This window comes from Hamadaea sp. NPDC050747 (genome assembly GCF_040654195.1).
GTDB lineage: Bacteria > Actinomycetota > Actinomycetes > Mycobacteriales > Micromonosporaceae > Hamadaea.
Genome location: NZ_JBFAHM010000002.1, coordinates 600,143 through 626,930, shown reverse-complemented (window position 1 = coordinate 626,930; position 26,788 = coordinate 600,143). Strand labels below are relative to the sequence as shown.

Here is a 26,788-nt window from a genome sequence, read left to right as displayed (position 1 = left end):
GTGGCGGGACGGTTCTTCGTCGGCGCGGCGACCACCGAGTACGCCCCGTCGACGGGGCTGGCCTCGTTGCCCGAGCTGGCCGCCGAACTGGACCGGGCCACGAAACTGTTCACCGAATTGGGGTACGAGTCGGTGCCCGGCTTCGGGCTGAACCTGACGTCTGTCGAGTTCGTCCACCGGCTGCGGGAGTTCCTGCTGGACGCCGCACGTCGGCCGGACGACGTGATCGTCGTCTACTACACCGGGCACGGCGAGGTCGCCGGATCGGCCCGGGACGTGCTCCTGCTGCCCATGGCCGACGCGACCCACGACCGGTCGTTCACCTTCCTGCGGGCCGGCGACCTCACCGGACGCCTGCTCGACAGCGACGAGCCCGGCCAGCTGGTCGGTCAGCAACTGCTGGTCATCCTCGACACCTGTTACGCCGGGGCCGGCGGCGGATCCCTGGCGGCGGGGGCCGTCGGTTTCGTCAACCGCTTGCGGCGTACCGCGAGCGGGCCCGCGGTCGCGGTGATCGTCGGCGCCCGGGACTATCAGCAGGCCGGGGTCGGCACGTTCACGCAGGCGCTCGCCCGCGCCGTCCGCGAACGGGCGCTGGCCGGGAACGAGGTCCGGCACATCCCGCTGGACCCGCTCGTCACCCAGATCAACGCGGAGATGGCCGCGAGTGGGGGCGCGGTCGCCGATCAGGCCGCAAGGCTGCTGTTCGTCGGTGAGCGGGCCGCCGAGTTCTTCCCGAACCGGCGCTACGACGAGTGGTACTCCACAATCGACGTCCGTACCCGGGATCTGCGGCTGCAACGCGATGCCCGGCAACGCGACCGCGAAGCCGCCGGACTGTCCGCCCAGGGCCTGGCGGACTTCGTCGAACGGGACGACCTGTGGCTGTTCACCGGGCGGCATGCGGCGCTGCGGCAGGCCACCGCATGGCTCGCCGGAGCAGGACCGTCCACGATGGTGATCACCGGCGACCCCGGTTCGGGCAAGTCCGCCCTACTCGCCCGGCTCGACATGCTCGCCGATCCGGCCCGCAGCGCCCGGATACCCAACATCCACTCGCTGCCGCCGGACACCATTCCGGCGCCGGGGTCGATCACCCGGTTCGTCCACGCCCGCGGGCTGACGCCCCTGGGCCTGCTCGCGGCGCTCGCCGAGGCTTGCGGCGTGGACGACGTCGCCGCCGTGGACACCGCCGGGGGCCTGGTCTCGTATCTGCGTGACCGGGACGAGGCGGTCACCGTCGTGATCGACGGGCTCGACGAGGCGGCGGGCGAACCGGGCGACACCCAGGCCGCCGGACTCGCGCTCGTCGACACGGTCCTGGCCCCGCTGGTCAAGGCCGCGACGCGGGTCCCGCTGCGGTTGCTCATCGGCACGCGCAGCCATCTCATCGGCGCTCTCGGGGCACCGCTCGACGTGGTCCATCTCGATCGGCGGTACGCCGACCGCCCGAGCCTGCGACGTTATGTGCGTTCGTGCTTGACGGAGCTGGTCGAGTCCTCGCCGTACCGGGGGCTGCGCCCGGCGTACCTCGACGCCCTGGTGGACGCGATCGCCGAGGCGGCCGGGGACTCCTTCCTGGTCGCGTTGATCACCGCGCGCAGTCTGGCCCTGCGAGACGATCCGGTCGCCGATCCGTACGACGCGGGCTGGCGTACGTCGCTGCCCCGGGAGGCGGCCGAGGCGATGCGGCAGGACCTCGACGGACGCCTCGGTCCCGCCGCCGACCGGGCGCGGGACCTGCTGCTGCCGCTGGCGTACGCCCAGACGACCGGGCTGCCCTGGGAGGACGTCTGGCCGACGCTGGTGACCCGGCTGACCGGACGCAGGTGCGGCAACCGGGACCTCGACTGGCTCATCGAGCACGCCGGGTACTACGTCGTCGAGACACGGCTGAACCGCGGGTCGGCGTACCGGCTGTATCACGCGGCGCTGGGCGCCCACCTGCGCACCGGCCGCGACGCCGGCCCGGACCACGGCGCGATCGTGGACGTGCTGCTGGACCGGGTGCCCCGGCTGCCGGACGGTACGCGCGACTGGGCGCGGGCGCATCCGTACACCGCGGCGGCCGTCGCCGGGCACGCCGCCCCGGCCGATCGCCTCGACGAGCTGCTGGCCGAGCCCCGCCTGCTGACCGAGACCCCGCCCGGCCCCCTGCTGGCCGTCCTGCACCACGTACGCACACCGCGCGCCCGGGCCACCGCCGACGCGTACCGGCGGGCGGCCGGGCGGATGCAGGCGCATCCGGGGGAGAAGGCGGCGTACCTGCAGCTCGCGGCGCGCAGCGCCCGCGCGCCGCACCTCGCGGACGACATCTCCGCCAGCGGACTGCCGTTGCCCTGGGCGACGCACTGGGCCTCCCTGCGGCAGCATCCTCCACATCAGACGCTCACTTGGCATCGCGACTGGGTGACCGCGGTGGCGATCGGGGAGGTCACCGGACGCTCGGTGATCGCCTCGGCGAGCGCCGACCGCACCGTACGCCTCTGGGACGTCACGACAGGACGGCCGTTCGGGCCGCCACTGGCCGAGCACACCGACTGGGTGACGACCGTGGCCTTCGGGCAGGTCGACGACCGGGCGATCGTGATCTCGGGCGGCAACGACGGCACTGTACGCCGCTGGGACGCCGTCACCGGCCGCCCGTTGCCCGGTCCCGGCGGCCGCAGCCATCCCGGCGAGGTCCGCTCCGTGGCGTTCGGCCGCCTCGACGGCCGTCCCGTCGTGGTGTCCGGCGGCGAGGACGAGGCGGTCCGCGTCTGGGACGCGGCTACCGGCCGTTCCGTGGGGCGTCCGCTGACCGGGCTCGCCGCCGGGGCGTACTGCGTCGCGGTCGGCCGCGTGCGGGATCGGACGGCGGTGGCCGCCGGGGGAGCCGACGGCACCGTCCTGCTCTGGGACGCGCTGACCGGCGAGCCGATCGGCGAACCGCTGGAGCACGACGGCAGGATCCGGTCCGTCGCGTTCGGACGGATCGGCGACGAGGTGGCGGTGATCTGCGGTGGCGACGACCATCGCGTCCACATTCGCGGCGCCGAGACCGGCGACCTGCTCGCCACGCCGTACGCCGGTCACGCCGCCGCGGTGACGGCGGTGGTGTACGGCCATCGGGGCACGCAGCCGGTGATCGTCTCGGGAAGCAACGATCAGACCGTCCAGATGTGGGACGCCGAGACGGGCGCCCTGATCGGCGCGCCGTTCACCGGGCACACCGGCTGGGTGCTGTCGGTGGCCTGCCGCACCCGCGAAGGCCGCCTGATGATCGCCTCCGGTGGCGCGGACGAGACCGTCCGGCTGTGGGACTCGGCGTCGGGCGAGCCCATCGGCGAACCCTTCACCGGTCACACGGGCGCGGTGACGGCGGTCGCCGCCGGGGCGGCCGACGGTGAGACCGTCGTGGTCTCCGGCTCGGCCGACCACACCGTACGCCGCTGGGACGCCGTCTCCGGCCAGCCGCTCGGCCCGGCGTCGACCGGGCACACCGCCGCGGTGACCGCCGTCGGATTGGGGGAGATCGACGGGCAGCCCGTCATCGCGTCGGCCGCCGCCGACCGCACCGTACGCCTGTGGGACCCCGCCTCCGGCGAGCCGGTCGGGGAACCGGTCGACGCCGGGACGCCATTGCGCTCCGTCGCGATCGGCGCGGCCGGCGAGCATACGGTGATCGTGGCGGGTGGTGACGACGGTGCGGTGCGGGTCTGGGACGCCGCCGGACGCCGTCCCGTGCACGCGCCGCTGACCGGCCATGACGCGCCGGTCACCGCGGTCGCGGTCGGCGACGCCGAGAGCGGTCCCGTGATCGTCTCAGGTGGAGCGGACCACACGGTACGCCTCTGGAACGCCGCCACCGGCGAGCCGATCGCCGAACCGTTGACCGGGCACACCGACGTCGTCACCAGCGTCGCCATCGCGACCGTCGACGGGCAGCCCGTCGTCGCCTCGGGCGGACTCGACCGCACCGTACGCCTCTGGGACGGCGAGACCGGCGAGGCGCTGGACGATCCGGCGGTGGAACGGGCGGCCGTCCACGCGGTCGCGTTCGGCAACCTCGGCCGGGAACCCGTGATCGTCAGCGGGGGCGCCGACGCGTACGTGCGCATCGCCGACGCGGGCACCGGCGAACGGGTCGGCGACCTGTACGCCGGCCCGGCCGGCGTCCGGTCGGTCGCCTTCGCCGGACCGCAGCCGCTGCTGATCGCCGGGGGAGCCGATCACGTGCTCCGCGCCTGGGACGCCGCGACCGGGCAGGTCGTCGCCGCGCCCTTCGACGGCCATGCCGGCCCGGTGACCGCCGTCGCGCTGGGCCGCCTCGACGGCTCGCTGGTCGTCGTGTCGGGCAGCACCGATCACACCGTACGCCGCTGGGACGCCGGAACCGGCCGCCAGCTGGGTCCGCCGCTGACCGGGCACGCCGACGGCGTCCGATCAGTCGCGTACGGACAGTGGGGCGGCCGGGCGCTGATCGCCTCGGCCGGCGACGACCGCACCGTACGCCTCTGGGACCCGGCGACCGGCGTACCAGTGGGGGAGCCGTTCACCGGCCACCGCGGCGTGGTCAACGCGGTGGCCTTCGGCCACGTGGCCGGGCGTCCCGTGGTGATCTCGGGCGGCAACGATCACCTGGTGCGGATCTGGGATCCGGACGACCACGAGCCGGTGTGCCCGCCGATCGCCGCACACGAGGGCTACGTGAGCGGCGTCGCGTTCGCCCATCTCGCCGGGCGGCCGGTCGTGGTGACCGGCGGCCACGACCAGGTGGTCCGAATCTGGGACGCCGAGACCGGCGAGCCCGTCGGCGACCCACTGATCGGGCACACCGACGACGTCAACGCCGTCTCCTGCGCGGAACTGAGCGACCGTCTGGTCATCGCCACAGCGAGCAACGACGGCACCGTACGCGCCTGGGACGCCGCCGCCGGCGAACCGATCGGTCCACCTTCGACAGTGCACCAGGGCTGGGTGCACACCGTGGCCCTCGGCCGCCTCGGCGACCGGCCGATCCTCGTCAGCGGCGGCACCGACCAGACCTTGTGCGTACGCTCGCTCGCCGGAGTCGACATGGCCCGCGTCCGGCTGTCCGCGACGGTCAACGCAGTCGCCGTACGCGACGCGGCGCACCTCGTCGTCGGTACCGACCTCGGCCTGGTAAGCCTCCGCCTGCCGGGCTGACCCCGCCACGACGCGGACGAGTTCCGTGACCCTCATGGACCGGGTTGCCGTGCTGGCGCTGCACGGCCCCGGCGGGGACATGAACGTGCCTGCCGTGGCTCGTGAAGTCCGGGCGCCGCCTGCGTCAGCTGCGACGATGGCTGCTTGTGTTCGATAACGTAGAAGCCCCCGCCGACATCATGCCCTGGCTGCCGGGAGGACCTGGTCATGTGCTCATCACGTCGCGGGACCACGGCTGGGGACCGCCGCACACGTCGTGGAGGTGGACGTCTTCCGCCCGGTCGGAATCGACAGACCTGCTATGGCGACTCGCTCCGAACATCACTGGAGCGGAAGCCGACGCGATCGCGAGCCTCGTCGGTGACGCACCGGAGTTTCCTGAACGCTTGCGGGACGCAGCCGCGTCAGGACTCGATCTGTCGGTGGCGATCGCCGCGATCGGCCAGCTTGGGCTGGCCAAGGTGGGCCGTGAAGTCGTTCAGCTGCACCGGCTCACACGAGAAGTGCTCAGAAGGCGCTGGTCCGGCCCGGCAGCGGTACGCCGATGGGCCGAGGCCGTCCTCGTCGCCGCGATCCGGCGAAACCGAGTTGGGAACCACCCTCCGATCGGGCCATACGTTCGGCGCGATGCTCGCCCGCGCGGACCACGTGCGAGAAGCGCGGGAAGTCCTGCCGGATACCTTCGAGCGGGGTGTGGCGACGTGGGGTGGCAGCCATCCGGAAACACCAGAGACAGCGCACGAGAGCGTTGCCGGGGTTCTCCGGCGACTGGCCGCAACGCCGAGGCTGTCGAGGTCGAAAGCCCGCGCACAGGATGAGTGGAGGTGCCCGACGTCCGGCGAAGGGTGATTCGTTCGCCCTGTGTATGCGCTCGGAGCGCCTTTCGCACATACGGAGGGCGAACGTCGCGGCGATCGCCCGAGATCGCGGATGTCGGGCGCACGAGTGCCTGATTTGCTCAGCATCTTCGGTGGAGGGTGTTGCGGACGGGCCTTCGGAGCGGGTCAGCGCAGGAGTTGCCGTCGTGTGCCCTCGGTATGCGATTCCTGCCCGTTTCTCGGGATCATTCGCCGTGGGTGTGCGCTCAGGCCCGGGTTTTGCGCATAGGGAGGGTGAATGTCGCCGCGGTCGGCCCCGCGATCGCAGCTGTAGGGCGCATTGCGGCGGTCGCGCGGCTGGCGCGTCAGCATCTTCGGTGGAGCGTGTTGCGGACGGGCCTTGGGAGCGGGTCGGCGCAGGAGTTGCCGTGGTGTGCCCTCGGTATGCGATTCCTGGCCTTTTCTCGGGATCATTCGCCGTGGGTGTGCGCTCAGGCCTCGTTTTGCGCATAGGGAGGGTGAATGTCGTCGCGATCCGGCTGCAGATCGCACATGTAGGGCGCATTGCGGCGGTTGCGCGGCTGGCGCGTCAGCATCTTCGGTGGAGGGTGTTGCGGACGGGCCTTCGTTGTGGGTCGATGAAGGTGGGTGGGAGGAATTCGGGGAAGCCGTCGGGTCGGATGCGTACTTGCCAGTGTCCGTGGTGGATTTCGCGATGGTGGAACGCGCAGAGCAGGACTGAGTTCGCAAGGCAGGTGTCGCCGCCGTCTGCCCAGGCTTTGAGGTGGTGGCCGTGGCACCACTGGGGTGGCCGGTCGCATCCGGGGAAGGCGCATCCCTTGTCGCGCAGCACGAGTGCCCGCCGCAGGGGTCCGTCGATGAGGCGTCGGGCGCGGCCGATGTCGAGGATTTGGCCGTCGCCGCCGAGTACGGCGGGGATGATCATGGCGTCGCAGGCGAGGCGTCGCACGGTCTCGGGGGTGAGCAGGTCGCCGGTGTCGAGCAGGCCGGCGCCGACTTTGGCTTGCAGGGCGTCCCAGGGCAGGGTGACCGTGAGGTGCGGCTTCTCCCCACCGTTGTCCGGCAGCTCGCCGGCGTTGAGGATCCGCTGGCACAACTCGATCAAAGCATCAGCCCGCCGGGCACCCGCCGAACGCAAATCCGCCTCGCCCGGCAGCACCCGGCCAGCTGAACCCGCAGCACCGTTTCTGCCCCCGCCGCCTCCGCCCGCGCCACCTTCACACCCCGCGCCACCTTCCCAGCCCGCGCTACCTTCCCAGCCTGCGTGGCCACCTCCGCTCGCGCGGTCGTCACACCCGGCGCTACCTTCCCAGCCTGCGCCGCCATCGCCGCTCGCGCTGTCTTCCCCTCCCGCCCCGCGGTTCCCGCTCGCGCCGCGGTTCGCGTACGCGCCGCGGTTCCCGTACGCGCCGCGGTTCCCGCTCGCGCCGCGGTTCCCGCTCGCGCCGCGGTTCCCGCTTGGCGCGCCAGCACGGGCGCACGCGCGACCAGGCCCGGCACGATCGCCGGACGGGGATGCGGATGTGGCTGCTGCGGTGGGGGCGGGTTTGCGGGGCGCGGACAGCGGGTCGAGGGCGGTGCGGACGATCGCGGCCATCTCCGCGTCCAGCACCCCACGCACGCGGTATTCGCCGTCGCCATAGGGCACGAGGGTGAAGTCACGCCGATCGTGCGCGGAGCGTTCGGCCCGTTCCAACTCCCTGCGCAGGCGTTCCTCGGCGATCTCGGGTGCGACCATCTCCAGGATCTGCGACCGGTGCTTCTCCAACACCTCCGGGCGCAGGCGATCGTCGACAGCCAACCTCGTCAGCGCATCGGCGGCCTTCGCCTTGCCGACCTCACCCACAGCGGAGGGCAGGTCGTGGACGGTCTTGGCGATCACCCGCGCCTGCTCCACGTTGACCTGCCCGGAAGACAACGCCGACTCCACCACGGGAACCGAGGGCAGCATCGCCGCCAACGACGCCCACGCACGAGCGTCCTTATCCCGCATCGCCAACAGAAACGTCAGCCAGTTCACCGTCCCCGTCGCACCCGCGTTATACGGAACCTCACGCCCGTCCGCGGTAGCGATCAACGCCGCCAACCGACCCGACAAACGCTGGATCGTCGCATAAACCCGGCGCACCTCATCGGTCAACTCTGCGTCGGACAGCGTCCACAGGGGACCGGCGAGCAGTTCGGCGACATCCGCCTCCACCTGCGCCAACACCCCCGTGCCCATGAGATCGAGTTTAGAACGTCTGTCGGACCACTAACCGGGGGAAAAGCCATCCGGCACACAAGATGCCGACAAACGATCAAGCCCTTGACTCGTCCCAATCGGACAATCGCGAGACTGCCTTCAACCCATGGTTTTGGACGCCATCGAACAGGCCCTGAACAGCAGGTCCGAGCCCCACGGCTCGCCGCAGTATCCGATGACCCGTCCGGAATCGTCATCACGGCCGCGCCTGGAACCCGAGTCGCCGACTGGCGCCTGACACCCGAGCAGGAGCGCTGTGGCTGAACCGCCCGACCTTGCAGCGGCGTTCCTCGCGAGTTCGGCTGGCTAGACTCTGTGCGCGTCACACTTGAGGAGCCACCGACATGGGCCAGTCCAGCCACTTCCGCTACCACATCGGCCAGAAGGTCCACAGCACCGCGCGCAAGAAGGACATCTGCATCACTGAGTTGATGCTGGAGACCCTGCCGGTGATGCGAGGTGTGCTCATCCAGGTGGCCCTGCGTAAGGAGACCATTACCTACAAGCAACTGTCGGTGGCGCTGGACCGTCGGTACTACCCCTACCAAGGCGTGCTGGGCGATGCCCTCGACGTCCTCTCCGAGGACTGCATCGACCATGACGAGCGTTCACTCGCGGCTCTCGTGGTCCGCGGGGACACCAGCGAGGTCGGATATGCCTTCCTGGGGGATGCTGCTGCCGAACGAGAAGTGTGTTACCAGCACTGGGCCAAGGAGTTAGGAGCCTAGTGGTCCGAGCTGGAGCGGATTGCTGACCCGCGATCGACGATGGGTTGCGTAGTCCGGTGCGGCTGTCCGCGTCTCGCGAAGTCGGGTGCGTCGCCACTCGCCAGAGGACGGTTCGTGTGAGCGATTGAGGCAGCTGAATTAACCGAGGGCGTACCGAGCCGGACAATCTTCGTGATCTCGAACGATGGCGCGTTCGTCCCATTGGGCGTTGCAGCCTGCGGCGATGTGGGCAGGCGGTCAGTCGGCGGCGCGGCGGCGGCGTCGGGCGGGCAGCAGATCGCCGAGCAGCTCGGCTCCGGCGTACGCGCTGACGTCGACGACGCAGCCGTGCCGGAGGTTGCCGAGGAGCAGCTCCTCGCCTCGCTCGATGACCATCGTGTCGGCCAGCGGGAAGGAGTGCACCCGGCCGTCGGCCGACACGACGTGGAAGCCGTCGGCCGCTACGACGAGACGGTCGTCGTCGCCGCGCCAGCGCCGCCACCGCGACGGCCGCATGACTTCGCCGGTGGGCACAACCTCGGAGGTCGGGCAGCGCGTCTCGGTCAGGCCGTCGAGTTCCGCGGCGACTCCGGACGGCACGACGACGGTCGCCGACCGCAGCCAGCCGACCGCCGCGGTCGCGACCGCGGTCGGCGACAGCGTGGCGATCGCAGCGAGCTGGTTGCTGGTCGGCTCGTCGGTGACCTCGAACAAGGCTGCCTTGGCGGTGCGTTCCAAGTCGTCGTAGCGTGCGCGACCGTCCGCGATCGGGCGCAGGTCGTCGGCGGTCAGGTCGCCGCGCGCCAACCGGCGTAGCTCCCGCCACAGCGTCGCGGCGGCGTAGGCCGAGTCGGCCTTGCGCCGGCCCTTGACGGCGTGCAGGCTCAGTCCAATCTCGACGCGGTTCGCGTCCACGGGGGAGTACCAGCAAGTCTGCCAGTAGTCCAGTCCGTGCGCCCGCAACGCCGAGGACACTCGGGCGTCCAAGAGGGACACGACGGCCAGCGACTCCGGTCCGGGGGTCGCCGTCAACGCCATGCCGGGCGCGACGACTTCATCGGCGTACCAGCTGGGCGTCGTGACGGCCGGGAGGGCGGAGGGCGTGGCCGAGGTCCGCGGGCCGCTGGGCAGGGGCAGCCGCAGGCCGTCCGGCGGCGGGCCGCTGAGCGCGAGAACCGCGTTGCCCGCCGTGAAGCCGCGCGCCACATGCGCGCGGATCTCGTCTTTCGAGAATTGCTGGTACGCCACGGGCGCCCACCGGACCAGGCCGAGTCCGGCCGGGCCGAGCCGGTGGGCGAGCAGCGACCCCCACGGGTCGCGGGTGGCGTCGTCGATGTCGAGGTCCAGGAACCGGTCACCGGGGTCGGCCGAGGCGGCGACGTCGTCGAGCGCGTCGAGCGGAAGCTTCGTGAGCGCCTCGCAGACGGCCGTCAGCCGCTGCGCGACCGATTCGGGCGGCCCGGCGACCGCGAAGTGACTGTCTATCGTGGACGCCATCGAGTCCACCGGTACGCCCACCGCGTCCGTGACGAGCAGCTGGACCAGGTGCGTCAGACCGATCCGGTCGACGTCCTCGTCCCGCAGCCCGCACCCGAAGGTCAGGGTCGCCGACAGCTGGCCGGGGGCCGGGTGCCAGACGACGGTAACTCCGTCTATCTCGTCCCGCTGCATGCGCAGAGGGTAGGCCGATCGGTCAACTCCCGGGGGCCCCTATCGTGAGTGCGACACCCACCGAGCCGGCGCGGTGACCGCGGTGACCATTGCGCGGAGCAGGAAGTCGATCCAGTCGAGGGTCGGCATGCTGAGTTGTTCACCGTCGACGTGTCGTGCGGCTCGTGCCTGGCGATCGGCCCGGATGAACTCCGCGTAACTCGGTGTGCTCGCCATCGCGGCACCCCCCTTTATCGGGACGTAAACTCCGATATCGTAAGTATTACCCCGAGGCCGAGTTCTATGCCACGACTTGCCGAAGACTTCTCAGCTGGTGCAGAGCACGTCGATCCGCTGTGCGGCGTTGTTGGCGAATCCGCCCCGGCTCCACACCTGGTCGGCGGGCTGCGCCTCACCGTCGGCCGTGACAGCTCGAGCGGCGAGCACGTGAGTGCCCGGCTCGGCCTGCCACTCGGCGGTGAACCGTCGCCAGGCCCAGGGATGCTCGCCGGCCGGTTCCAGCCGGGCCTCGAACCAGGTGCGTCCGTCGTCGGCGCTCACTTCGACGCGCTCGACCGGCCCCCGGCCTGACCAGGCTCGCCCCTCGAGTGTCACCGGCCCCGGGCGGACGATCCGCGTACGGCTCATGAAGTCGGGGTGGCCCGGCGGGACGAGCAGCGCCCGCGGGGCGATCCGCGTCACCGGCTCACCCGGGTCGTCCGGCGACTGCCGCATCCGGTACGCCACGGTGTGCTGGAAGCCGTCGAACTCCCGGTCGATCGTCTCGATCCCGACGAGCCACTTCACGTGCGCCATGCCGTACCAGCCCGGCACCACGAGCCGCAGCGGAAAGCCGTGCTGTGGCGGCAGGGGTTGGCCGTTCATCGCGTACGCCAGCAGCACGTCGTCGCGGCGGGCTTCGGCCAGCGAGAGCGCCCGCTGATAGTCCTGCTCGACCCCGCGTTCGACACCGTGGTCGGCGCCGGTGAAGACGACGTCGACGGTCTCCCGGCGTACGCCTGCCGCGTCGAGCACCTCCCGCAGCGGCACGCCGGTCCACTCGGCGGTGCCGACCGCCTCGACCAGCCACGGCTGGCTGACCGGGCGGGGTTCCAGGCGGGCTCGGCCGTTGCCGGCGCATTCCATGGTCACGCGGACGGTCCGGGCCGGCAGCGCCCGCAGGGCGGCGAGGTCGAGATCGAGCGGGGTGTCCACGAGGCCGCCGACCCGCAGCCGCCAGGCGTCCGCGTCGAGCGCCGGAATGTCGTAGTGCACGAGCAGGTAGTGCAGGCCGGGCGGGGTGATCTCCCAGCGCAGCGCCTCCAGCGGCAGCCCGTGGTTGCGGGCCGCCAGCGCCAGTTCCTCGGAGCTGATCGCCTCGCCCGGAGCGGCCAGGCGGCCGGGTCGGCTGACCTCGTCGATCGTCATTCCGTCAGTGTCGTCCCTGGGCCGCCCCGCCGGAAGCGGATCACCGGCCGATTGCCCGCCTCAACGTCCGAGCAGTACGCCGATCGCGTGGTGGTCGTGGTAGTCGTGGGTCTCGACGAGCTTGCCGTCCCGGCTGCGGAACAGCTGGATGTTGTTGATCTCGCCGGTCTGCCCGGTCGCGGTGTTCGTCCCGTGATAGCGGTATTCGACGATGATCGTCTCCGGGTCGGCCGTCTCGTGGATGACGGCGTCGCGTACCTCGAACCGGAGCGGTCCCTGCCCCATCGAGGTCAGCCGGTCGGCCAGCGCCTGGCGGCCGCTGATCCGGAACGGCTCCGGCGTCGCGAAGGCCATCTCGACGACCGCGTCGTCGGCGTACAGGCCGGCCAGGTCGGCCCAGCGGTGTTCGTTGATGATCCGGACACGCTCGTGCCACAGCTCCTGGGGTGTCAAGACGGAGTCCTTTCGCCGTACACTATCGGAGTGATCACTCCGGTTAACAACTATACGGAGTCGCGACTCCGGTTGTCGAGGGGGTCGCGATGACTCCCGATCCGCCGTTGCGGGCCGACGCCCGTCGCAACCGGGAAAAGCTGCTGGTCGCGGCCGAGCAGGTCTTCGCCGAACAGGGCGTGACCGCGTCGACCGAGGATGTGGCCCGCGCGGCCGGCGTGGGCGTCGGCACCGTGTTCCGGCACTTCCCGACCAAGGAACAGCTGATCGAGGCGGTCTACCACGCCCGGCTCGCCCGGCTGGCCGACCTCGCCGATCAGCTGGCCGCCAGCGCCGATCCGGGCGCCGCCTTCGCCGAGTTCTTCACGACCACTGTGGAGGGTGCCGCGACGAAGAACGCCCTGGTGGACGCGCTGGCCCGGGCCGGCGTGACCACCGACAGCCCGGAGGTCGGGCAATGGGTCCGGCGGGCGCTGGGCGTACTGCTGACGCGGGCGCAGGAGGCGGACGCCGTGCGGTCCGACGTGACGCTGCCCGATCTGCTGGGGCTGCTCGTCGGGACGTCCCGTGCGGTCGAGCACCTCAGCGACGACCCGGCCGCCCGCGTACGCGTCGTCCGGGTCGTCCTGGACGGGCTGCGGCCACCGGGCGGCGCTCAGAAGGTCGACTGATACAGCGAACAGCCGCGGCAGACCTCGGGCGGCTCCTCGGTGGTCAGCTGCCGCCGGAACTCCTGGTACGCCTCGCCGTGCCAGATCTCCGGGAACGTCTGCTCGGTGAGGTCGCCCAGGTGCACCCGGTCGTCGCCCATCACCATGCAGCACGGCTGGACGACACCGGCGCTGGTGACGTAGGCCGAATCCCAGGGCCAGGTGCAGCCCGGCCGGTCCGGATCCCGCGACGGAGCCGGCGTCAGGCCCGGCAGCCGCAGGCGTACGCCGTTGTCCCGGGCCGCGTCGCGGGCCTCGGCGAACGCCTCGCCCACGCGATCGGAGTCCGCGCCCGTCCACAGTGCCTCGGCGGCCGCGAAGTCGCGGATTCCGGCGTACTGGCCGGACGGGTCGGTGTCGGAGAAGGAATGCGACAGGTTCTGCACCCGCACCTCGTCGACGCCCACCTCGCCGAGCAGCTGGACGAGCGCGGCCAGTTCGCCGACATTGCGGCGCATCGCCACGAACACGACCCGGATCCACGGACTCGGGGAGTCCGCCGACCGTTTCGCCTCGACCAGGCCGGACAGGTTGCCGACGACCCGATCGAAGTCCGCACCGGCCCGGATGCCCTCGAACGTCTCCGCCCGCGCCCCGTCCAGCGACACGTGCAGCCAGTCGACTCCGGAGCCGACCAGCTCCTCGGCCCGGCCCCGCGTCAGCAGCGTGGCGTTGGAGTTGAAGCCGGCGCGAACACCACGTTCTTTGGCGTACCCGATGTGCCTGAGCAGGTAAGGCGACAGCAGCGGTTCGCCGAGCCCCTGCAGGGTGAGGGTGTCCAGCTCGGGCAGCGAGTCGACCAACGGCTCGAACAGGTCCGGCCCCATCGCCCCGGCCAGCTTGTTCACCGGCGCCCGATAGCTCACCAGGCACATGGCGCACCGCAGGTTGCAGGCGGACGTGATCTCCACCTGAAGCGAGCTGGGTAGCGGGGGAGTCGCCGGATAGCGATCGTCCATGGGCGTCGCGTACCCGCATCGACCTGGGCGAAACGGCCCCGCCCAAACGGCGGACCTCGGTGTTTGAGGCCGGTTACGGTGGGGTAGCCGACGCAGGTTGCCCGCATCGTCTGGGGGGAGATCGCTGTGACCACCGGCTACTGGGGGCCGTCCGGCTCCGACCCGTTCGACGACTTCGTCAACCGCTTCTTCGGCTCGGCTCCGGCCGGCGGCCCACGCCGCATCGACCTGGGTCGCCTGATGAGCCAGGACGCGCGCGAACTCGTGGAACAGGCCGCGGTCAAGGCGGCCGACCTCGGCAGCGCCGACTTGGACACCGAGCATCTGCTCTGGGCGGTCACGCAGCGGCCGCCGTTGCGCCGGCTGCTGACCGGTGCGGGCGCGGATCCGGACTCGATGGCGGAGGAGATCACCAGCATCGGCAAACGGGGCGAAGCCTCGCAGCAGATGCCCGCGCTGACGCCGGCCGCCAAGCGCGTCCTGCTGCAGGCCCATCAGATCTCCCGCGCGGTCGGCGCCTCCTACCTGGGGCCGGAGCACATCCTGCTGGCCTTGACGTTCAACAAGGAGACCGAGGCGGGCCGCCTGCTCGCCGCTCGTGGCGTCACCGTCGAGAAGCTCCAGCAGGCGGCGGTCGAACGGATGGCCGGTGGCCAGCAGCAGCCGGCCAGCTCACCCACGCCGACCCTCGACAAGCACGGCCGGGACCTGACCGCCGCCGCGGGCGCGGGCGAGATCGACCCCGTCGTCGGGCGCGCGAGCGAGATCGAGCAGTGCGTCGAGATCCTGTCGCGGCGTACCAAGAACAACCCGGTCCTGATCGGCGAGGCCGGGGTGGGCAAGACCGCCATCGTGGAAGGGCTCGCGCAACGGATCGCCGACGGCGACGTTCCGCGTACGCTGCGGGGCAAGCGCGTGGTGCAGCTGGATCTCACCGGTCTCGTCGCCGGCACGCGATACCGCGGTGACTTCGAGGAGCGCCTGAAGAACCTCATCGACGAGGTGCGCGCGCACTCCGACGAGCTGATCATCTTCATCGACGAGGTTCACACCGTCGTCGGCGCCGGACAGGGCGAGGGCTCGGCCGACGCCGCCAACATGCTCAAACCGGCGCTGGCCCGGGGTGAACTGCACGTGGTCGGGGCGACGACGCTCGACGAGTACCGCAAGTACATCGAGAAGGATCCGGCGCTGGAACGGCGGTTCCAGCCGATCCTGGTCCCGGAGCCGTCGGTCGAGGACACGATCGAGATCCTCCGCGGGCTGCGCGACCGCTACGAGGCGCACCACGGCGTACGGTTCACCGACGAGGCGCTGATCGCGGCGGCCGAGCTGTCCGACCGCTACCTCGCCGACCGGTTCCTGCCGGACAAGGCGATCGACCTCATCGACCAGGCGGGCGCGCGCGTACAACTGCGCAGTCACGGCGGGACCGCCGACGTGCGTGACCTGGAGACGCGGCTGGAGCAGCTGGGCCGGGACAAGGACCAGGCGGTCGCGGGCGAGCAGTTCGAGCGCGCGAGCGAGCTGCGCGACGAGATCGCGACCATCCGCGAGGAGATCGCGCGGGCCTCGACCGACCGGACCCGGGTCCCCGAGGTACGCCCGGAGGACATCGCCGAGATCGTCGCGCGGGCCACCGGCATCCCCGCGCAGCAGTTGACCGAGGAGGAGAAGCACCGGCTGTCGCACCTGGAGGAGCGGCTGCACGAGCGGCTCATCGGCCAGGACGAGGCGGTACGCGCGGTGGCGCAGGCGATCCGGCGGTCCCGGACCGGCCTCGGCGACCCGAACCGCCCGATCGGCAGCTTCCTGTTCCTCGGCCCGACCGGCGTCGGCAAGACCGAGCTGGCCCGGGCGCTGGCCGAGGCGATGTTCGGCAGCCAGGATCGCATGATCCGCCTCGACATGAGCGAGTACCAGGAGCGGCACACGGTCAGCCGGCTCGTCGGCGCCCCGCCCGGATACGTCGGTTACGACGAGGCCGGGCAGCTCACCGAGGCCGTCCGGCGGCGGCCCTACTCCGTGGTGCTGCTGGACGAGATCGAGAAGGCGCACCCGGACGTGTTCAACCTGCTGCTGCAGGTGCTCGACGACGGACGGCTGACCGACTCCCAGGGGCGTACGGTCAGTTTCAAGAACACCGTGCTCATCATGACCAGCAACCTCGGCTCGGAGTTCATCACCGCCGAAGGCCCCGGGCTCGGCTTCACCGCCGACGGCGAGGTCGGCGGACGGGCCGAGGAGCGGATCCGCGACCAGGTCCTGCGGCGGCTGCGCGACCAGCTCCGTCCCGAGTTCCTCAACCGGATCGACGAGATCGTCATCTTCCACCGGCTGGACGAGGAGCAGCTCGAACAGATCACCGACCTCATGCTGGAGCAGACCCGGCGGAAGATGCGGGCGCAGGACGTCACCGTGGAGTTCACCCAGGACGCGATCAAGTGGCTGGTCGCGCACGGCTTCGAACCGGCGTATGGGGCCCGGCCGATGCGGCGCACGATTCAGCGGGAGGTCGACAACCGGCTGTCGGAGATGCTGCTCGACGGGCGGGTCGGCCCCGGGTCCCGGGTGGTGGTCGACGCTCGCGGCGGAGATCTGGCGATCGACTCGCCCGCCGTGCCGGCACACGCCTCCTGACGCGGCGGTCCGAGCGTCCTGACGCGGTGTCCCGAGCGGCATACCGACCGGTCGGAATTGACATCGGACCCGGGGCTGCGCTCTGATGTGCGCATGGTCCGCGAACGCATTCTCGCCTGCGCGGTGGAGCTGTTCGCGGCGAACGGGTACGACGCCACCTCGGTCCAGCAGGTCGTGACTCGGGCCGGGGTCACCAAGGGCGCCCTCTACCACTACTTCGGCGCGAAGGAAGACCTCCTCTTCGAGATCTACCATTCGCTGCTCACCGACCAGCTGGCCCGCCTGGACGCGATCGTCGCTCAGGGAGCCGATCCCGCCACGACGCTGCGCGAGATCATCCGATCGCTGGCCGAGACCACGTCGGAGAACTCCCGCGCGGTCGCCGTGTTCTCCCGTGAAGCCTCCCGGCTCGACGAGGAACGCTGGCAGACCCTGCGCGCGGAGTGGCGGCGCTACCAGGACACCGTCCGCGGGATCATCCGGGACGCGCAGGAGTCCGGCGTCTTCGCGGCGTACGCGTCGCCGGAGGTGATCTCCTGGGCGATCTTCGGGGTGAACACCTCGATGCCCACCTGGTTCCGTCCGGACGGGCCGAAGAAGGCGGTCGAGATCGCCGACGAGCTGGCCGACTTCGTGCTGGCCGGGCTGCGCCCCTGAACGGGCGCCGTCGCTTCGCTATAGTGCCCCGATGCGACGCTGGCTCGTGTGGTCCTTGGTGGCGGTGGTGGTTCTGGTGGGCGCGGTGGTCGGCGGCGTGGCCGTCTATCGCAAGGTGACCTACGGCGACCAGTACGACGCCGGCCACTCCGCGGTGGCGGTCTCCGACGGATCGGTCTTCACCCTCGTGGTCCGTGACCGGGGCGCGTCGGTGGGCGACAACTGGTCCGCCACCGTCGCCGACCCGGCGATCGCCGAGCAGATCGGGTCGACCCTGGTCGCCGACAGCCTGTCGGACCGCGTCTTCGGCCCGGCCGACGGCGGTGGCGCCGGCGAACGGCTGATCACCTTCAAGGCCAAGGCCCCCGGCACCACCACGATCACGCTCACCAACTGTTTCCAGGGCTGCGACAACGACCGCCGCCGCGCCGCGTCGTCGACGGTCAGCTGGTCTGTGACCGTCGGGAGCTGAGCACCACCGCGACGGCGTCGAGCCACCGCGCGACGGCGTCGCCGCCTTCGAAGGCATCCGCCCACCGCACCTCGGCCGCCGCGTCGAGCCACGACCGGACCAGGGCGGCCTGCTCCGGCTCCGGCAACGGCTCGGGCAGCGAGCGGGCGTACTCGAGGCCGCCGCGCCGGACGATCTCGGCCAGGAAGGTGATCGACCGGGGCAGGACACCCAGCCGGTCGGCGGCCAGCGCCGCCGCGATCGCGCCCTCGGCGTACAACTTGGGATCCTGGGGCAGGCCGGAGCGCAGCAGTTCGGGCACGTCAAGGCCGAGCACTTCGGCGTCGGTGCGGGTTTCGTGGCCGCGGGTGGGGTGGCTGCGCTGCATCGCTCGTCCTTACTTCGGCAGCCGGATGGTGGCCGGCGTCGTGGGTACGCCCTGCTGCACGGCTTCCATGTGCCCGTTGATGAAGTCGTCCTCGTTGACCCAGACGGTGTAGCCCCACGGGTTGTAGATCTGCACCATGTCGCCGTCGTGCCCGACGATCAGCATCTCATGGCCGCCACTGCTGTCGCGGGACGCGAACGGCACCGGTACGCCCTGGTCCACGGCCTGTTCGGCCTTGCGAAGCGCGTCGCGGCGGTCGTCGGCGTTGTCGAGGTCGTGGTTGTCGTACTCGACCCCGGTGTGCGGGGCGACGTTCTGGTTGGCGATCGACTCCGACTGACCCGAGTTCATCCCGTCCGACCCGATCAGCGGCAGCTTCTGGGTCCAGTTGCGGCCGTCGTCATAGACCCGCTCCTGCTCGTCGCGCAGTCGCTGGGCGAACGCGTCCGGATTGTCGTACGCCGGATCGCCGGGATGCCCGCCCGTGGTCAGCTGGAGCGCGTACAACGGGTCGACCTGGCTGCGGGCCATCACGTTGGACGAGGCCACGCAGGTCGGGTACTGCCCCTGCGTCCATTCCCTGCCCATGGTCAAGGTGTCGGTGTGCTGGCCGCGCGTGTCGTTCGAGGCGTCGCTGACGTCGAGCGGGGCCAGGTGCTCGTGCAGCCACTGCGGGTCGTCGCCGTGGTCGTGGATCAGCTTGTCGAACTCGGCGACCTTGTCCATCGGATAGCCGGCGGCCATCGCCTTGAGGATGTACGCCTGCTCGTCCGGCGACTTGGCTCCGGCGAGCAGCGCGTCGAGCTTCTTGCGGTCCTCCGGGGACAGTTTGTCGATCGCCTCCCGGGCCCGGTCGGCCATGAGCGGCGTCAGGATCAGCTCGTCGGCGTCACCGCCGCCGCCCGCGTCGGCGATCGCCAGCTCGCTGATCGGGTCGAGGCTGGAGCCGGACAGATGCGACAGCCGAGCCGCCCCCGCGAGGTCGCGCAGCAGCTTCTCGGCCCGCTCGGCGGCGTCCCGGGCCTGGTCGGCGGCCTTGCTGCGGTCGTCGATGCCGGCCATCGCCTCGTGGTGGGCGGCTGTGACGGCGTCGCCGTCGTAGGTGAACCAGCCGGTGTGGCCGCGCAGCTTGTCCCGGGCGCTCTCCAGCGGCCCCATGCCGTGCGCGTCGGTCTTCTGCGCGTCGGCCAAGTTCTGCGCGTGCTCGAAGAACACGCCCCGGGCCTCGTAGAACGCGTCGCCGACCCGTTCCAGCTCCCGCTCGAGCGCCTGCAGCGCGCAGTCGGCGGCCACGTGCGCCTCGCCGCTCCACGCCTCCGGCAGCTTCGCCTTGCGCAGCTTCTGCACCACGGTGAGCGCCTTGTCGACGTCGATGTGGGCGTTGCGTACGGCGTCTGATGTGGAGGAGATCGTGCTCGGCTGCCCCGGGGGCCCGGCCACGCCCAAGGCGTCGTTGACCGCGTCCTCCAGGTCGTCGGCGCCCCAGAAGCCGTAGCTGGAGTGGATGTCGTTCTTCAGCCCCGCCAGCTTGGCGGCCGTCTCGCGCTCGCTCATGCGGTCACCGTCCCTGTCATCGGAGATTGTGGACGCGGTTGGACGCGGTCTTGTCGGCGGCGTCGTATCCGGCCGCGGCCTGCTCCAGCGAGCCGGCGAGCTGTTCGACCGCGTCGAGGACGGCTTTCAGCTCGGCTCGCCACGCGTTCAGGAACTGCTGAGCCACCGGAGCCGCGGTCGGCCCGAAGCCGCCCTCGGTGGCGTCGTCCCGAATCTTCTCGTGGGCCGCCCTGAGGCCAGGTCCCACTTCTTCGCGGAGTTCCTTGGCAGCGGCCCGGAGCTGATCGCCCCGCGCGATCACGGTCGGAGTCACGCGCGACAAAGTACCGCACTTAAACGGGTGAGTCACTACGGGAAATGCAGTGTGTAGTGATGGCGGCCACTTTGTCCAGTACAAGCTGTCTAGACCACTTAGCATGATCAGGATGAGCGGTGATCAACGGACGCCTTCGCGGCCCCGGCTGATCCGGCGGACGCTGGGCCTGACGGGCACCGCGCTGGCCGTGCTCTTCGCCTGCTTGGCGCTCACGCCCTCGCTCCTGCCCCGGCCGTGGCCGCTGCAAGGGGTCGCCTGCGGGCTGACCGCGGCCACCGGGTACGCCGTCGGCGCGACCCTCGGCGCGCTGGCCCGCCTCGCATGGCGGCGGCCGCCGCTCGTGCCGGCCCGCATCGCGTGGCGCGTACTGGCCGTCCTCGGGCCGATCTCGCTGGCGGTGTTCCTCTGGCTGGGCGCCTCATGGCAGCAGACGCTGCGGCAACGGCTCGACATGGAGCCGGTCCGCGTCCACCACGTCCTCGGGACCGTCGCCGTCGGACTGGCCACCTTCGGCGTCCTGCTCGGAGTGGCGCGAGGGCTGCGCCTGATCACCCGATTCCTCACCCAGCTGCTCGGGCGCTGGATCCCCCGGCCGATCGCGGTCGCGGCGGGCTGCCTCGTCGTCGCGTACGCCTCGGTCGGGATCGTGCAGAACTTCCTCGTCGACGGCACGTTCAACGTCATCAGCCAGGCGGCCTCGCTGACCAACGGCGAGACCGCGCCCGGTGTCGACCGGCCGCTGTCCGGCCTGCGATCCGGCGGGACGAACTCGTTCGTCGCCTGGGACGCGCTGGGCAAGCAGGGCCGGTCGTTCATCGGCACCGCCCCGACCCGGCAGCAGATCACGGCGTTCACCGGCGCTCCGGCCGTCGACCCGATCCGGGTCTACGTCGGGCTCGACTCCGCGTCCACCGCCCACGAGCGGGCACAGCTCGCCCTGCGCGAACTCGACCGGACGAACGCCTTCACCCGGGCCGTGCTCGGCATCGTCATCGCGACCGGCACCGGCTGGGTCGACGAGAACGTCACCGACGCGCTGGAGTACATGCACGGCGGCGACACCGCGCTCGTCTCGATGCAGTACTCCTACCTGCCCAGCTGGCTGTCGTTCGTGGTCGACCAGGAGAAGGTCCGCCAGACCACCCGGGAACTCGTCGAGGCGGTCCACGACCGCTGGGCGGCGATGCCCGAGCAGACCCGGCCCAAGCTCGTCGTCTTCGGCGAGAGCCTCGGCGCGTACGGGATCGAGTCGGCGTACGGGAGTCTCGACGCGCTCGCCGCCGGGACGGACGGCGCGCTGCTGGTCGGGCCGCCGTTCGCCAACCCGATCTGGGGCGACCTCGTCCGCCATCGCGACCCCGGCACGCCCGTCTGGGATCCCGTCTACCGCGACGGATCGGTCGTGCGGTTCGCCGACGAGGCGGAGGAGCTGCGTACGCCGATCGCCCCGGTCCGCCCGAAGGTGGTGTACCTCCAGAACTCCTCCGACCCCGTCGTCTGGTTCAGCCCCGAGCTGCTGATTCGGCCGCCCGCCTGGCTCCACGGTCCCCGGGGTCCGGACGTGCCGGAGCGCATGCGGTGGTACCCAGGCGTCACGTTCTGGCAGACGATGCTGGACCTGGCCTTCGCCAACGAGGTCCCACCGGGTCACGGGCACCTCTACGGCTCCGGGGTGGCCGACGGCTGGGCCGCGCTGGTGCCGCCGGACGGCTGGACCGCCGACGACACCGCGCGGCTGCGTACGCTTCTCGACTCGATCGTCCGCCCCGAGTGACCTCAGGCCCGGGTCACCACAACCTCGTACTGCGAGGCGGTCGGCGGAAGCCCGGTGTCGAACTTGGCGTTCACGGCGGCCACCCGGTCGCCGAACAGGGCGGCGGTGGTCGGCACCTCGAACAGCGGGCTGGTGATGACCTTTTCCAGCGTGCCCGACGAGTAGTCCGCGCTGAGCTTGAACCGGCTGATCTGGTTGGAGAAGTTCTGCACCGCCCAGACGCGGTGACCGCGCAGCACGATGCCGTCGACGTTCGGCACGCTGACCCCGGCGATGAGTGCGCTGGCGCCCGTCTTCGGGTCGACCGTGTAGAGCGAGGCGTTGGCGGTATGCGCAACGATCAGGGTCTTGCCGCTCGGTGTCGCGGCGATCCCGTTGAGGTTGAAATCGCCGGTCAGGGCGGCCGCCGGGCCGGTGACCGTCAGCGTTGTGAACGGGCCCGGCCGGCCGGCCGCGTCGACCGGTACGAAGTACAGCTTGGGCTGGACCGAGTCGGTGAACCAGGCGCCGCCCGGCACCAGCGTGACGTCGTTGACGACTGAGCCGTTCGCCGGGCCGAAGGTGTAGTCGGCGACGGTGGCCCGGGTCCGGATGTCGTAGACGTAAGCGTGCCCGGTGAACCCGCCCGCCACGAACAACAGCTGGTGCGGAAGGTCCGCCTTCATGCCCAGCGCCATCCGCCCGGCGGGCGCGTCGATGAACAGCGCCGCGGTCTTGGTCTGCACGTTCCCGCGATAGATGTCGCCCGCGAACAGGTCCCCGGCGAAGAAGGTGTTCCCGGCACCGCGGGCGATGCCTTCGGCCGAGGTGGCCCCGGGCAGGACGATGGCCGAGTCCTGTTTCGGCGTCGCCGGTTGGGCGCCGGCGGGCGTGGCCGGCAGGACTGATCCCAGACAGAGCAGGGCGAACGCCATACCGGCGACCCGGCGTAAGGAACGATGCATAATGAAAACCCCGTTTCGGATGATTACCTCCGATCACCTAACGGCACGGGGTCGGCGACGGTGGCGTCAGACACGCCGTCAGGAGAATCGTTCGACCGTGACCGGGATGAGCCCGAAGCGGCGTCCGGTCGCCCGGATCTCCGGCAGCAGATCGGCGGCGACCTGCGGTGGAGCGGTCAGGTCGACCGCCCAGGCGACGCCCGGGCCGACGTCGCGCAGCCGCCACTGCGCATTCCCACGGCGCGCCACGCCGGCCACCCTGGGTTCGTCCGACGGAGCCATCGCCCACGCGGCGATCAGTGCCTCCATGGCGGACGGACGACCGGCGAAAAGCGTACGGTACAAGGGTTCCGCCTCGGCCAGCACGAGCGGTGCGACGGGCAGCGGATGCCGGTCGGGTAAGTGCGCCGGGAGCGCACCGAACGCCGCCGCGGCCTCGTCGCGGGAGATCGATCGCGCCAGGGCCGGTTCGCGGCGGATGCGAAGCGCCGTCTCCGCGGAGGTGCAGTCGATCGCGACGGCGGTGTGGTCGTCGGCCAGCACGAACTCCTCGGCGTGCAGCTCAGCTCCGTTGATCACGTAGTAGTCCACCCCGCTATCCTCCCCGGATGGCGCACTCCTGGCTGACCGGTCCCACGCCCACCCGCAAGCTTCCCCGCGAACGGCTCGAGGAGCGCATCCGCAACCTGCTCGGTACGCAGAACATGTGCGTACTTGCCACGACCGGCCCGGACGGGCCGCTGGCGACACCGGTGCGGTTCTACGCGCACGAATTCGCCGTCATGTTCACCGCGTCGCCGAAGTCGCCCAAGATGCGGAACCTGGCCGCCGACCCGCGCGTGTCGATCGGCGTGTTCGCGCCCCTCGTCGGTCTGGCCAGCAGCCGTGGCGCGCAGCTGTTCGGGGCGGCTCGCGTACTCGAACCGGGCGACCCCGACCGGGATCGCTACTGGCCGTCGTTCCGCTGGGAGAACGAGCACGCCGAACGCGGCCGCCCGCTGACCGAGCCGCCGGCCGACCCGCTCGTCGTCGTGGAGCCGGAGCGGATCGTCTACACCGAACACTGGCTCCGCCAAGACGGGTACGCCCCGCGCCAGTTCTGGCGCCGCACCGCCTGATTCGCTGTCTGATCCGCTGCCGACGCGGCGGAGTTGATTATGGAGACTGTGGCGCCAACGGCGTTGGGCATGGGAGGGAGGTGAGGGGGAGGGTCAGCGGGTGGAGCGGCCGGAACGGGGCGTGGCGACCGACGGTTCGAGCGTATGCGTGCACGGCAGGAGGATCTGCCGCTCGTAGTCCCCGGCGGGGTCGCTGAGGAGCGCGGTCAGCAATCGCACCGCTCGGCGGCCCATGGCGTTCCGGGGCACGTGCATCGACGCCCAGGTCCCGGGGCCGCCGGTGTCGTCGACGAGCAGCACGACGGACAAGTCTTCTGGGACCGACAGCCCACGCAGCCCGATGATGGCGTGGAGCACCCGCAGCAGACTGACCGATTCCACGAGGACGACGGTCGTTCCGGCGGCCAGGGCGCTGTCCAGCCATTGGGCGGACAGCTCTTCCGGCTGGGTGTACGCGGGCACGGGCACGGTGAGCCCGAACCTGTCGAGCGCGGTGGCGAAGCCGTCCCACCGATCGGCCTGAGGTTCGTAGCGGACCGCTTCGCCGAGGTACGCGAAGGTTCGGTGGCCGAGCGCGACCAGGTCGTCCACGATGCGGCCGGTGGCCGAGCGGTAGTCGCCGCCGACGTAGCTGATCTCGAAGCCGGGAACCTCACGGTGTCCGATGTAGACGAATGGGTGTCCGTCGGCGGCGAGGCGGGCCAGGTCGTCCTGGTGGGCACGGTGGCCGAGGATCAGGCTGCCGGCCGCCTGGCCGAGCCCGTTGACGTCACCCCGATAGATCCGGCGTACGCCGGCCTCGTCGCGCGCGGCGGTGAAGAGCACCAGGTTGCAGCTTTCGACGCTCGCCTGTTCCTCGATGCCCTGGAGGAACTCGAAGTAGTAGTCCCCGGCGCTGGTCGGGAAGATGGGTTCGAAGGTGTGCACGCCCAGCAGCGGGGGAGCGTGGCGCTTCTCGACGGCCGAACGCTGCTGCGGGCTCGTGGTGTAGCGCAGCCGCTTGGCGGCCGACAGCACCCGGCGCTGGGTCTCGGTGGAGATCCGGCTCAGGTCGCCGGCCCCCCGCAGCACCTGGGACACGGTGGACTGCGAGACGCCCGCCTCGCGCGCGATGTCGGCCTGCCGGATCATGCCGCGTTCTCCGTTCACCGGACTCCTCCCACCGAGTCGGCCGACAGCACAGCTCCACCGGCGAGCAACTCCTTGCGCAGGGTCTCATAGTCGACGTCGCGTACGCCGGATCCGGTGGCCGCCGCCAGTCCGGCGGCGCAGCCGGCCGCCTCGCCGAGCATCATGAACACCGGCTCCATGCGTACGGAGGCGAAGGCGACGTGTGAGGCCGAGATCGCCGACGCCACGAGCAGGTTCGAGCATTCCCCGGTACGCGGAACCAGCGCCCGATAGGGCACGCCCAGCGGCGCGGCCAGCGGATGCTGCACGTTGCCCTCGTTCACCGGCCGGCCGTCGACCACCACGCGCTTGGCGTTGTGGGAGTCCATCACGTAGGAGGCGAGCGCGACCGGATCGTCGACCTCCGAGAAGGTGGACGCGTCGTGCTGGGTGATCACGTAGCCGGAGACCATCCGGCGGGCTTCGCGGATGTAGAGCTGGTGTGGCCAGTGCGACGTCTCGCCGAATTCGCCGGGCGCGAGCCCGTAGGCCTGGGCCGCCGAGCGGACGGCGGACGGCAGGGAACGGGAGAAGGACAGGTAGTGCAGCAGACCGGCCTGATAGCGGACGTGATCGGCGAAGATGTCCTCGCGCAAGGCGTACCCGGCCGCCGCGGCCGCCGCCTGATCGTCCGGCGAGGACGCCGAGGACAGTGACACGGCCGCCGGCCAGGCGTAGTTCGCTCCGATATGGTCGGAGGAGAAGGCGCCGTGATTGTTCATGTCGTAGACGTCGCCGTGGACCCGCGTCGTCCGCCCGTAGAGCTCGAAGACTCCTGCCTCGACATAGCGCCGGAGCAGCTCGTATCGGCCGGGATCGTAGCCGTCGGGCTCGGGATAGGGCAGGCGATCGGCGGTGTCGGTCACCTGCAGCCGGAAGTTGTACGCCTGCACGCGCTCGTCGCCGTCGCCGATCTTTCCGTACGCGTCAGCGGAGACCCCGGGGAGCCGGCCGGAGGCGGGCTGACCCGGCACGACGTAGGGATCGACCGGCATGGTGAACTGGTGACTGGAGCTCGGCTGCACACCAGCGAGCGGCTCCCCGTAGACCGCCGACGCCTCCCGGCCCGTGACGTGCGACACCCCGGCCGCCGCCATCAGGTCGCCCTCGTAGGAGGCGTCGACGAAGACCTTGGCGCGGTGCCGTCCGCCGTCATCGGTGCGAACCTCGACCAGGCGGCCACCGGACATGGCGACGCCGCAGAGGTGCTGCCGGTGCAGCACAGTCACTCCGGCATCGGTCAGCCACTTCCGGAAAACCGACTCCGCGACGTGCGACTCCACGCGCCAGTGCACTTCGGCCGTGCCGTACGCGTCACCCACGGCGCGGTAGAAGGCCAGCGCCAGACCACCCACGGTGGACGCCCGGCCGACGTCCGTCTCGCCGAGTCCGCCGCTGCTGAGTCCGCCGACGTGATCGTCGAAGGCGAGCAGGGTCACCGAGTGCCCGTCGCGGGCCGCCCGGACGGCCGCCGTCACGCCGCCGGAGGTCGCCCCGTACACCACCACGTCCGCGGACGTCTCGCGAGACGTGACGGCGGACGGGAGGTGATAGCGCAGTCCGGGCAGCGGCGAGGTCATGCCCGGATTTCTAACATCTCTGTCCGAGCGCTGTAC

Annotated in this window: 21 protein-coding genes; 8 read left to right on the top strand and 13 right to left on the bottom strand. The window is 71.1% G+C overall.

Going from position 1 to position 26,788, the window contains the following annotated elements; genetic code table 11:
• On the top strand, nt 1-5,169 hold the full coding sequence (locus AB0H43_RS06310) for a caspase family protein (protein ID WP_359997330.1): 5,169 nt from the start codon (nt 1-3) through the stop codon (nt 5,167-5,169).
• Nucleotides 5,170-6,576: 1,407 nt separating this feature from the next.
• Here the strand turns inward: AB0H43_RS06310 and AB0H43_RS06305 are convergent.
• Nucleotides 6,577-8,232 (bottom strand): DUF222 domain-containing protein, encoded by a 1,656-nt coding sequence (locus AB0H43_RS06305; RefSeq protein WP_359997327.1) that lies wholly within the window; start codon nt 8,230-8,232, stop codon nt 6,577-6,579.
• A 365-nt stretch (nt 8,233-8,597) separates the two neighbouring features.
• On the opposite strand from AB0H43_RS06305, the gene AB0H43_RS06300 reads away from it, so the two are divergent.
• Entirely contained in the window at nt 8,598-8,981 is a 384-nt protein-coding gene (locus AB0H43_RS06300; protein ID WP_359997325.1) for a hypothetical protein, read from the top strand.
• 237 nt (nt 8,982-9,218) lie between these two features.
• Here AB0H43_RS06300 and AB0H43_RS06295 read toward each other — a convergent pair whose 3' ends face one another.
• From AB0H43_RS06295 to AB0H43_RS06280, 4 genes are all read right to left on the bottom strand, one after another.
• Complete coding sequence (locus tag AB0H43_RS06295; protein ID WP_359997323.1) at nt 9,219-10,631, bottom strand: hypothetical protein; 1,413 nt, start codon at nt 10,629-10,631, stop codon at nt 9,219-9,221.
• Between the two features lie 39 nt (nt 10,632-10,670).
• Nucleotides 10,671-10,847: a hypothetical protein gene (locus tag AB0H43_RS06290; protein ID WP_359997320.1), complete on the bottom strand. Its 177-nt coding sequence runs from the start codon at nt 10,845-10,847 to the stop codon at nt 10,671-10,673.
• Between the two features lie 90 nt (nt 10,848-10,937).
• On the bottom strand, nt 10,938-12,038 hold the full coding sequence (locus AB0H43_RS06285; protein ID WP_359997318.1) for a sulfite oxidase: 1,101 nt from the start codon (nt 12,036-12,038) through the stop codon (nt 10,938-10,940).
• Nucleotides 12,039-12,098: 60 nt separating this feature from the next.
• The gene (locus tag AB0H43_RS06280; RefSeq protein ID WP_359997315.1) at nt 12,099-12,491 is read right to left on the bottom strand and encodes a nuclear transport factor 2 family protein; all 393 of its coding nucleotides are present in this window, start codon (nt 12,489-12,491) and stop codon (nt 12,099-12,101) included.
• A gap of 89 nt (nt 12,492-12,580) precedes the next feature.
• Here AB0H43_RS06280 and AB0H43_RS06275 point away from each other — a divergent pair, with 89 nt between their 5' ends.
• A complete protein-coding gene (locus AB0H43_RS06275; protein ID WP_359997313.1) occupies nt 12,581-13,162 on the top strand; it encodes a helix-turn-helix domain-containing protein in 582 nt (193 codons plus the stop codon).
• Here AB0H43_RS06275 and AB0H43_RS06270 read toward each other — a convergent pair.
• Nucleotides 13,147-14,160: an SPASM domain-containing protein gene (locus AB0H43_RS06270; RefSeq protein WP_359997311.1), complete on the bottom strand. Its 1,014-nt coding sequence runs from the start codon at nt 14,158-14,160 to the stop codon at nt 13,147-13,149. The genes AB0H43_RS06275 and AB0H43_RS06270 overlap by 16 nt on opposite strands.
• 126 nt (nt 14,161-14,286) lie before the next feature.
• Here AB0H43_RS06270 and AB0H43_RS06265 point away from each other — a divergent pair, with 126 nt between their 5' ends.
• The 3 genes from AB0H43_RS06265 (at nt 14,287) to AB0H43_RS06255 (ending at nt 17,929) form a co-directional block, all read left to right on the top strand.
• Entirely contained in the window at nt 14,287-16,800 is a 2,514-nt protein-coding gene (locus tag AB0H43_RS06265) for an ATP-dependent Clp protease ATP-binding subunit (RefSeq protein ID WP_359997308.1), read from the top strand.
• 93 nt (nt 16,801-16,893) lie between these two features.
• Nucleotides 16,894-17,457 carry a TetR/AcrR family transcriptional regulator gene (locus AB0H43_RS06260; protein WP_359997305.1) on the top strand — a complete coding sequence of 188 codons (564 nt, stop codon included), beginning with the start codon at nt 16,894-16,896 and terminating at the stop codon, nt 17,455-17,457.
• A gap of 31 nt (nt 17,458-17,488) precedes the next feature.
• Nucleotides 17,489-17,929, top strand: a complete 441-nt coding sequence (locus AB0H43_RS06255; RefSeq protein WP_359997302.1) for a protease inhibitor I42 family protein — start codon at nt 17,489-17,491, stop codon at nt 17,927-17,929.
• On the opposite strand, the gene AB0H43_RS06250 is transcribed toward AB0H43_RS06255, so the two are convergent.
• Genes AB0H43_RS06250 through AB0H43_RS06240 form a run of 3 tightly spaced genes read right to left on the bottom strand, consistent with a single transcriptional unit; the run spans nt 17,901 to nt 20,163 of the window.
• Entirely contained in the window at nt 17,901-18,296 is a 396-nt protein-coding gene (locus AB0H43_RS06250) for a hypothetical protein (RefSeq protein WP_359997299.1), read from the bottom strand. The two genes, AB0H43_RS06255 and AB0H43_RS06250, sit on opposite strands and share 29 nt — an antisense overlap.
• A 9-nt stretch (nt 18,297-18,305) precedes the next feature.
• A complete protein-coding gene (locus tag AB0H43_RS06245) occupies nt 18,306-19,850 on the bottom strand; it encodes a hypothetical protein (RefSeq protein ID WP_359997297.1) in 1,545 nt (514 codons plus the stop codon).
• A gap of 16 nt (nt 19,851-19,866) precedes the next feature.
• Nucleotides 19,867-20,163 carry a type VII secretion target gene (locus tag AB0H43_RS06240; RefSeq protein WP_359997294.1) on the bottom strand — a complete coding sequence of 99 codons (297 nt, stop codon included), beginning with the start codon at nt 20,161-20,163 and terminating at the stop codon, nt 19,867-19,869.
• Nucleotides 20,164-20,275: 112 nt separating this feature from the next.
• Between AB0H43_RS06240 and AB0H43_RS06235 the strand changes: the two genes are divergently transcribed.
• Complete coding sequence (locus AB0H43_RS06235; RefSeq protein ID WP_359997291.1) at nt 20,276-21,940, top strand: alpha/beta-hydrolase family protein; 1,665 nt, start codon at nt 20,276-20,278, stop codon at nt 21,938-21,940.
• Nucleotides 21,941-21,942: 2 nt separating this feature from the next.
• Here the strand turns inward: AB0H43_RS06235 and AB0H43_RS06230 are convergent, their stop codons facing one another.
• Both AB0H43_RS06230 and AB0H43_RS06225 read right to left on the bottom strand, forming a co-directional pair.
• Nucleotides 21,943-22,884, bottom strand: a complete 942-nt coding sequence (locus AB0H43_RS06230; RefSeq protein ID WP_359997289.1) for a hypothetical protein — start codon at nt 22,882-22,884, stop codon at nt 21,943-21,945.
• A 78-nt stretch (nt 22,885-22,962) separates the two neighbouring features.
• Nucleotides 22,963-23,475: a hypothetical protein gene (locus tag AB0H43_RS06225; protein WP_359997286.1), complete on the bottom strand. Its 513-nt coding sequence runs from the start codon at nt 23,473-23,475 to the stop codon at nt 22,963-22,965.
• Between the two features lie 17 nt (nt 23,476-23,492).
• On the opposite strand from AB0H43_RS06225, the gene AB0H43_RS06220 reads away from it, so the two are divergent.
• Nucleotides 23,493-24,002 carry a pyridoxamine 5'-phosphate oxidase family protein gene (locus AB0H43_RS06220; RefSeq protein WP_359997283.1) on the top strand — a complete coding sequence of 170 codons (510 nt, stop codon included), beginning with the start codon at nt 23,493-23,495 and terminating at the stop codon, nt 24,000-24,002.
• 93 nt (nt 24,003-24,095) lie between these two features.
• On the opposite strand, the gene AB0H43_RS06215 is transcribed toward AB0H43_RS06220, so the two are convergent.
• Nucleotides 24,096-25,151, bottom strand: a complete 1,056-nt coding sequence (locus AB0H43_RS06215) for a LacI family DNA-binding transcriptional regulator (RefSeq protein WP_359997280.1) — start codon at nt 25,149-25,151, stop codon at nt 24,096-24,098.
• Nucleotides 25,148-26,752, bottom strand: coding sequence for an FAD-dependent oxidoreductase (locus AB0H43_RS06210; protein WP_359997278.1), 1,605 nt, complete (start codon nt 26,750-26,752; stop codon nt 25,148-25,150). The genes AB0H43_RS06215 and AB0H43_RS06210 overlap by 4 nt, the downstream gene beginning before the upstream one ends.
• Nucleotides 26,753-26,788: the final 36 nt, after the last annotated feature.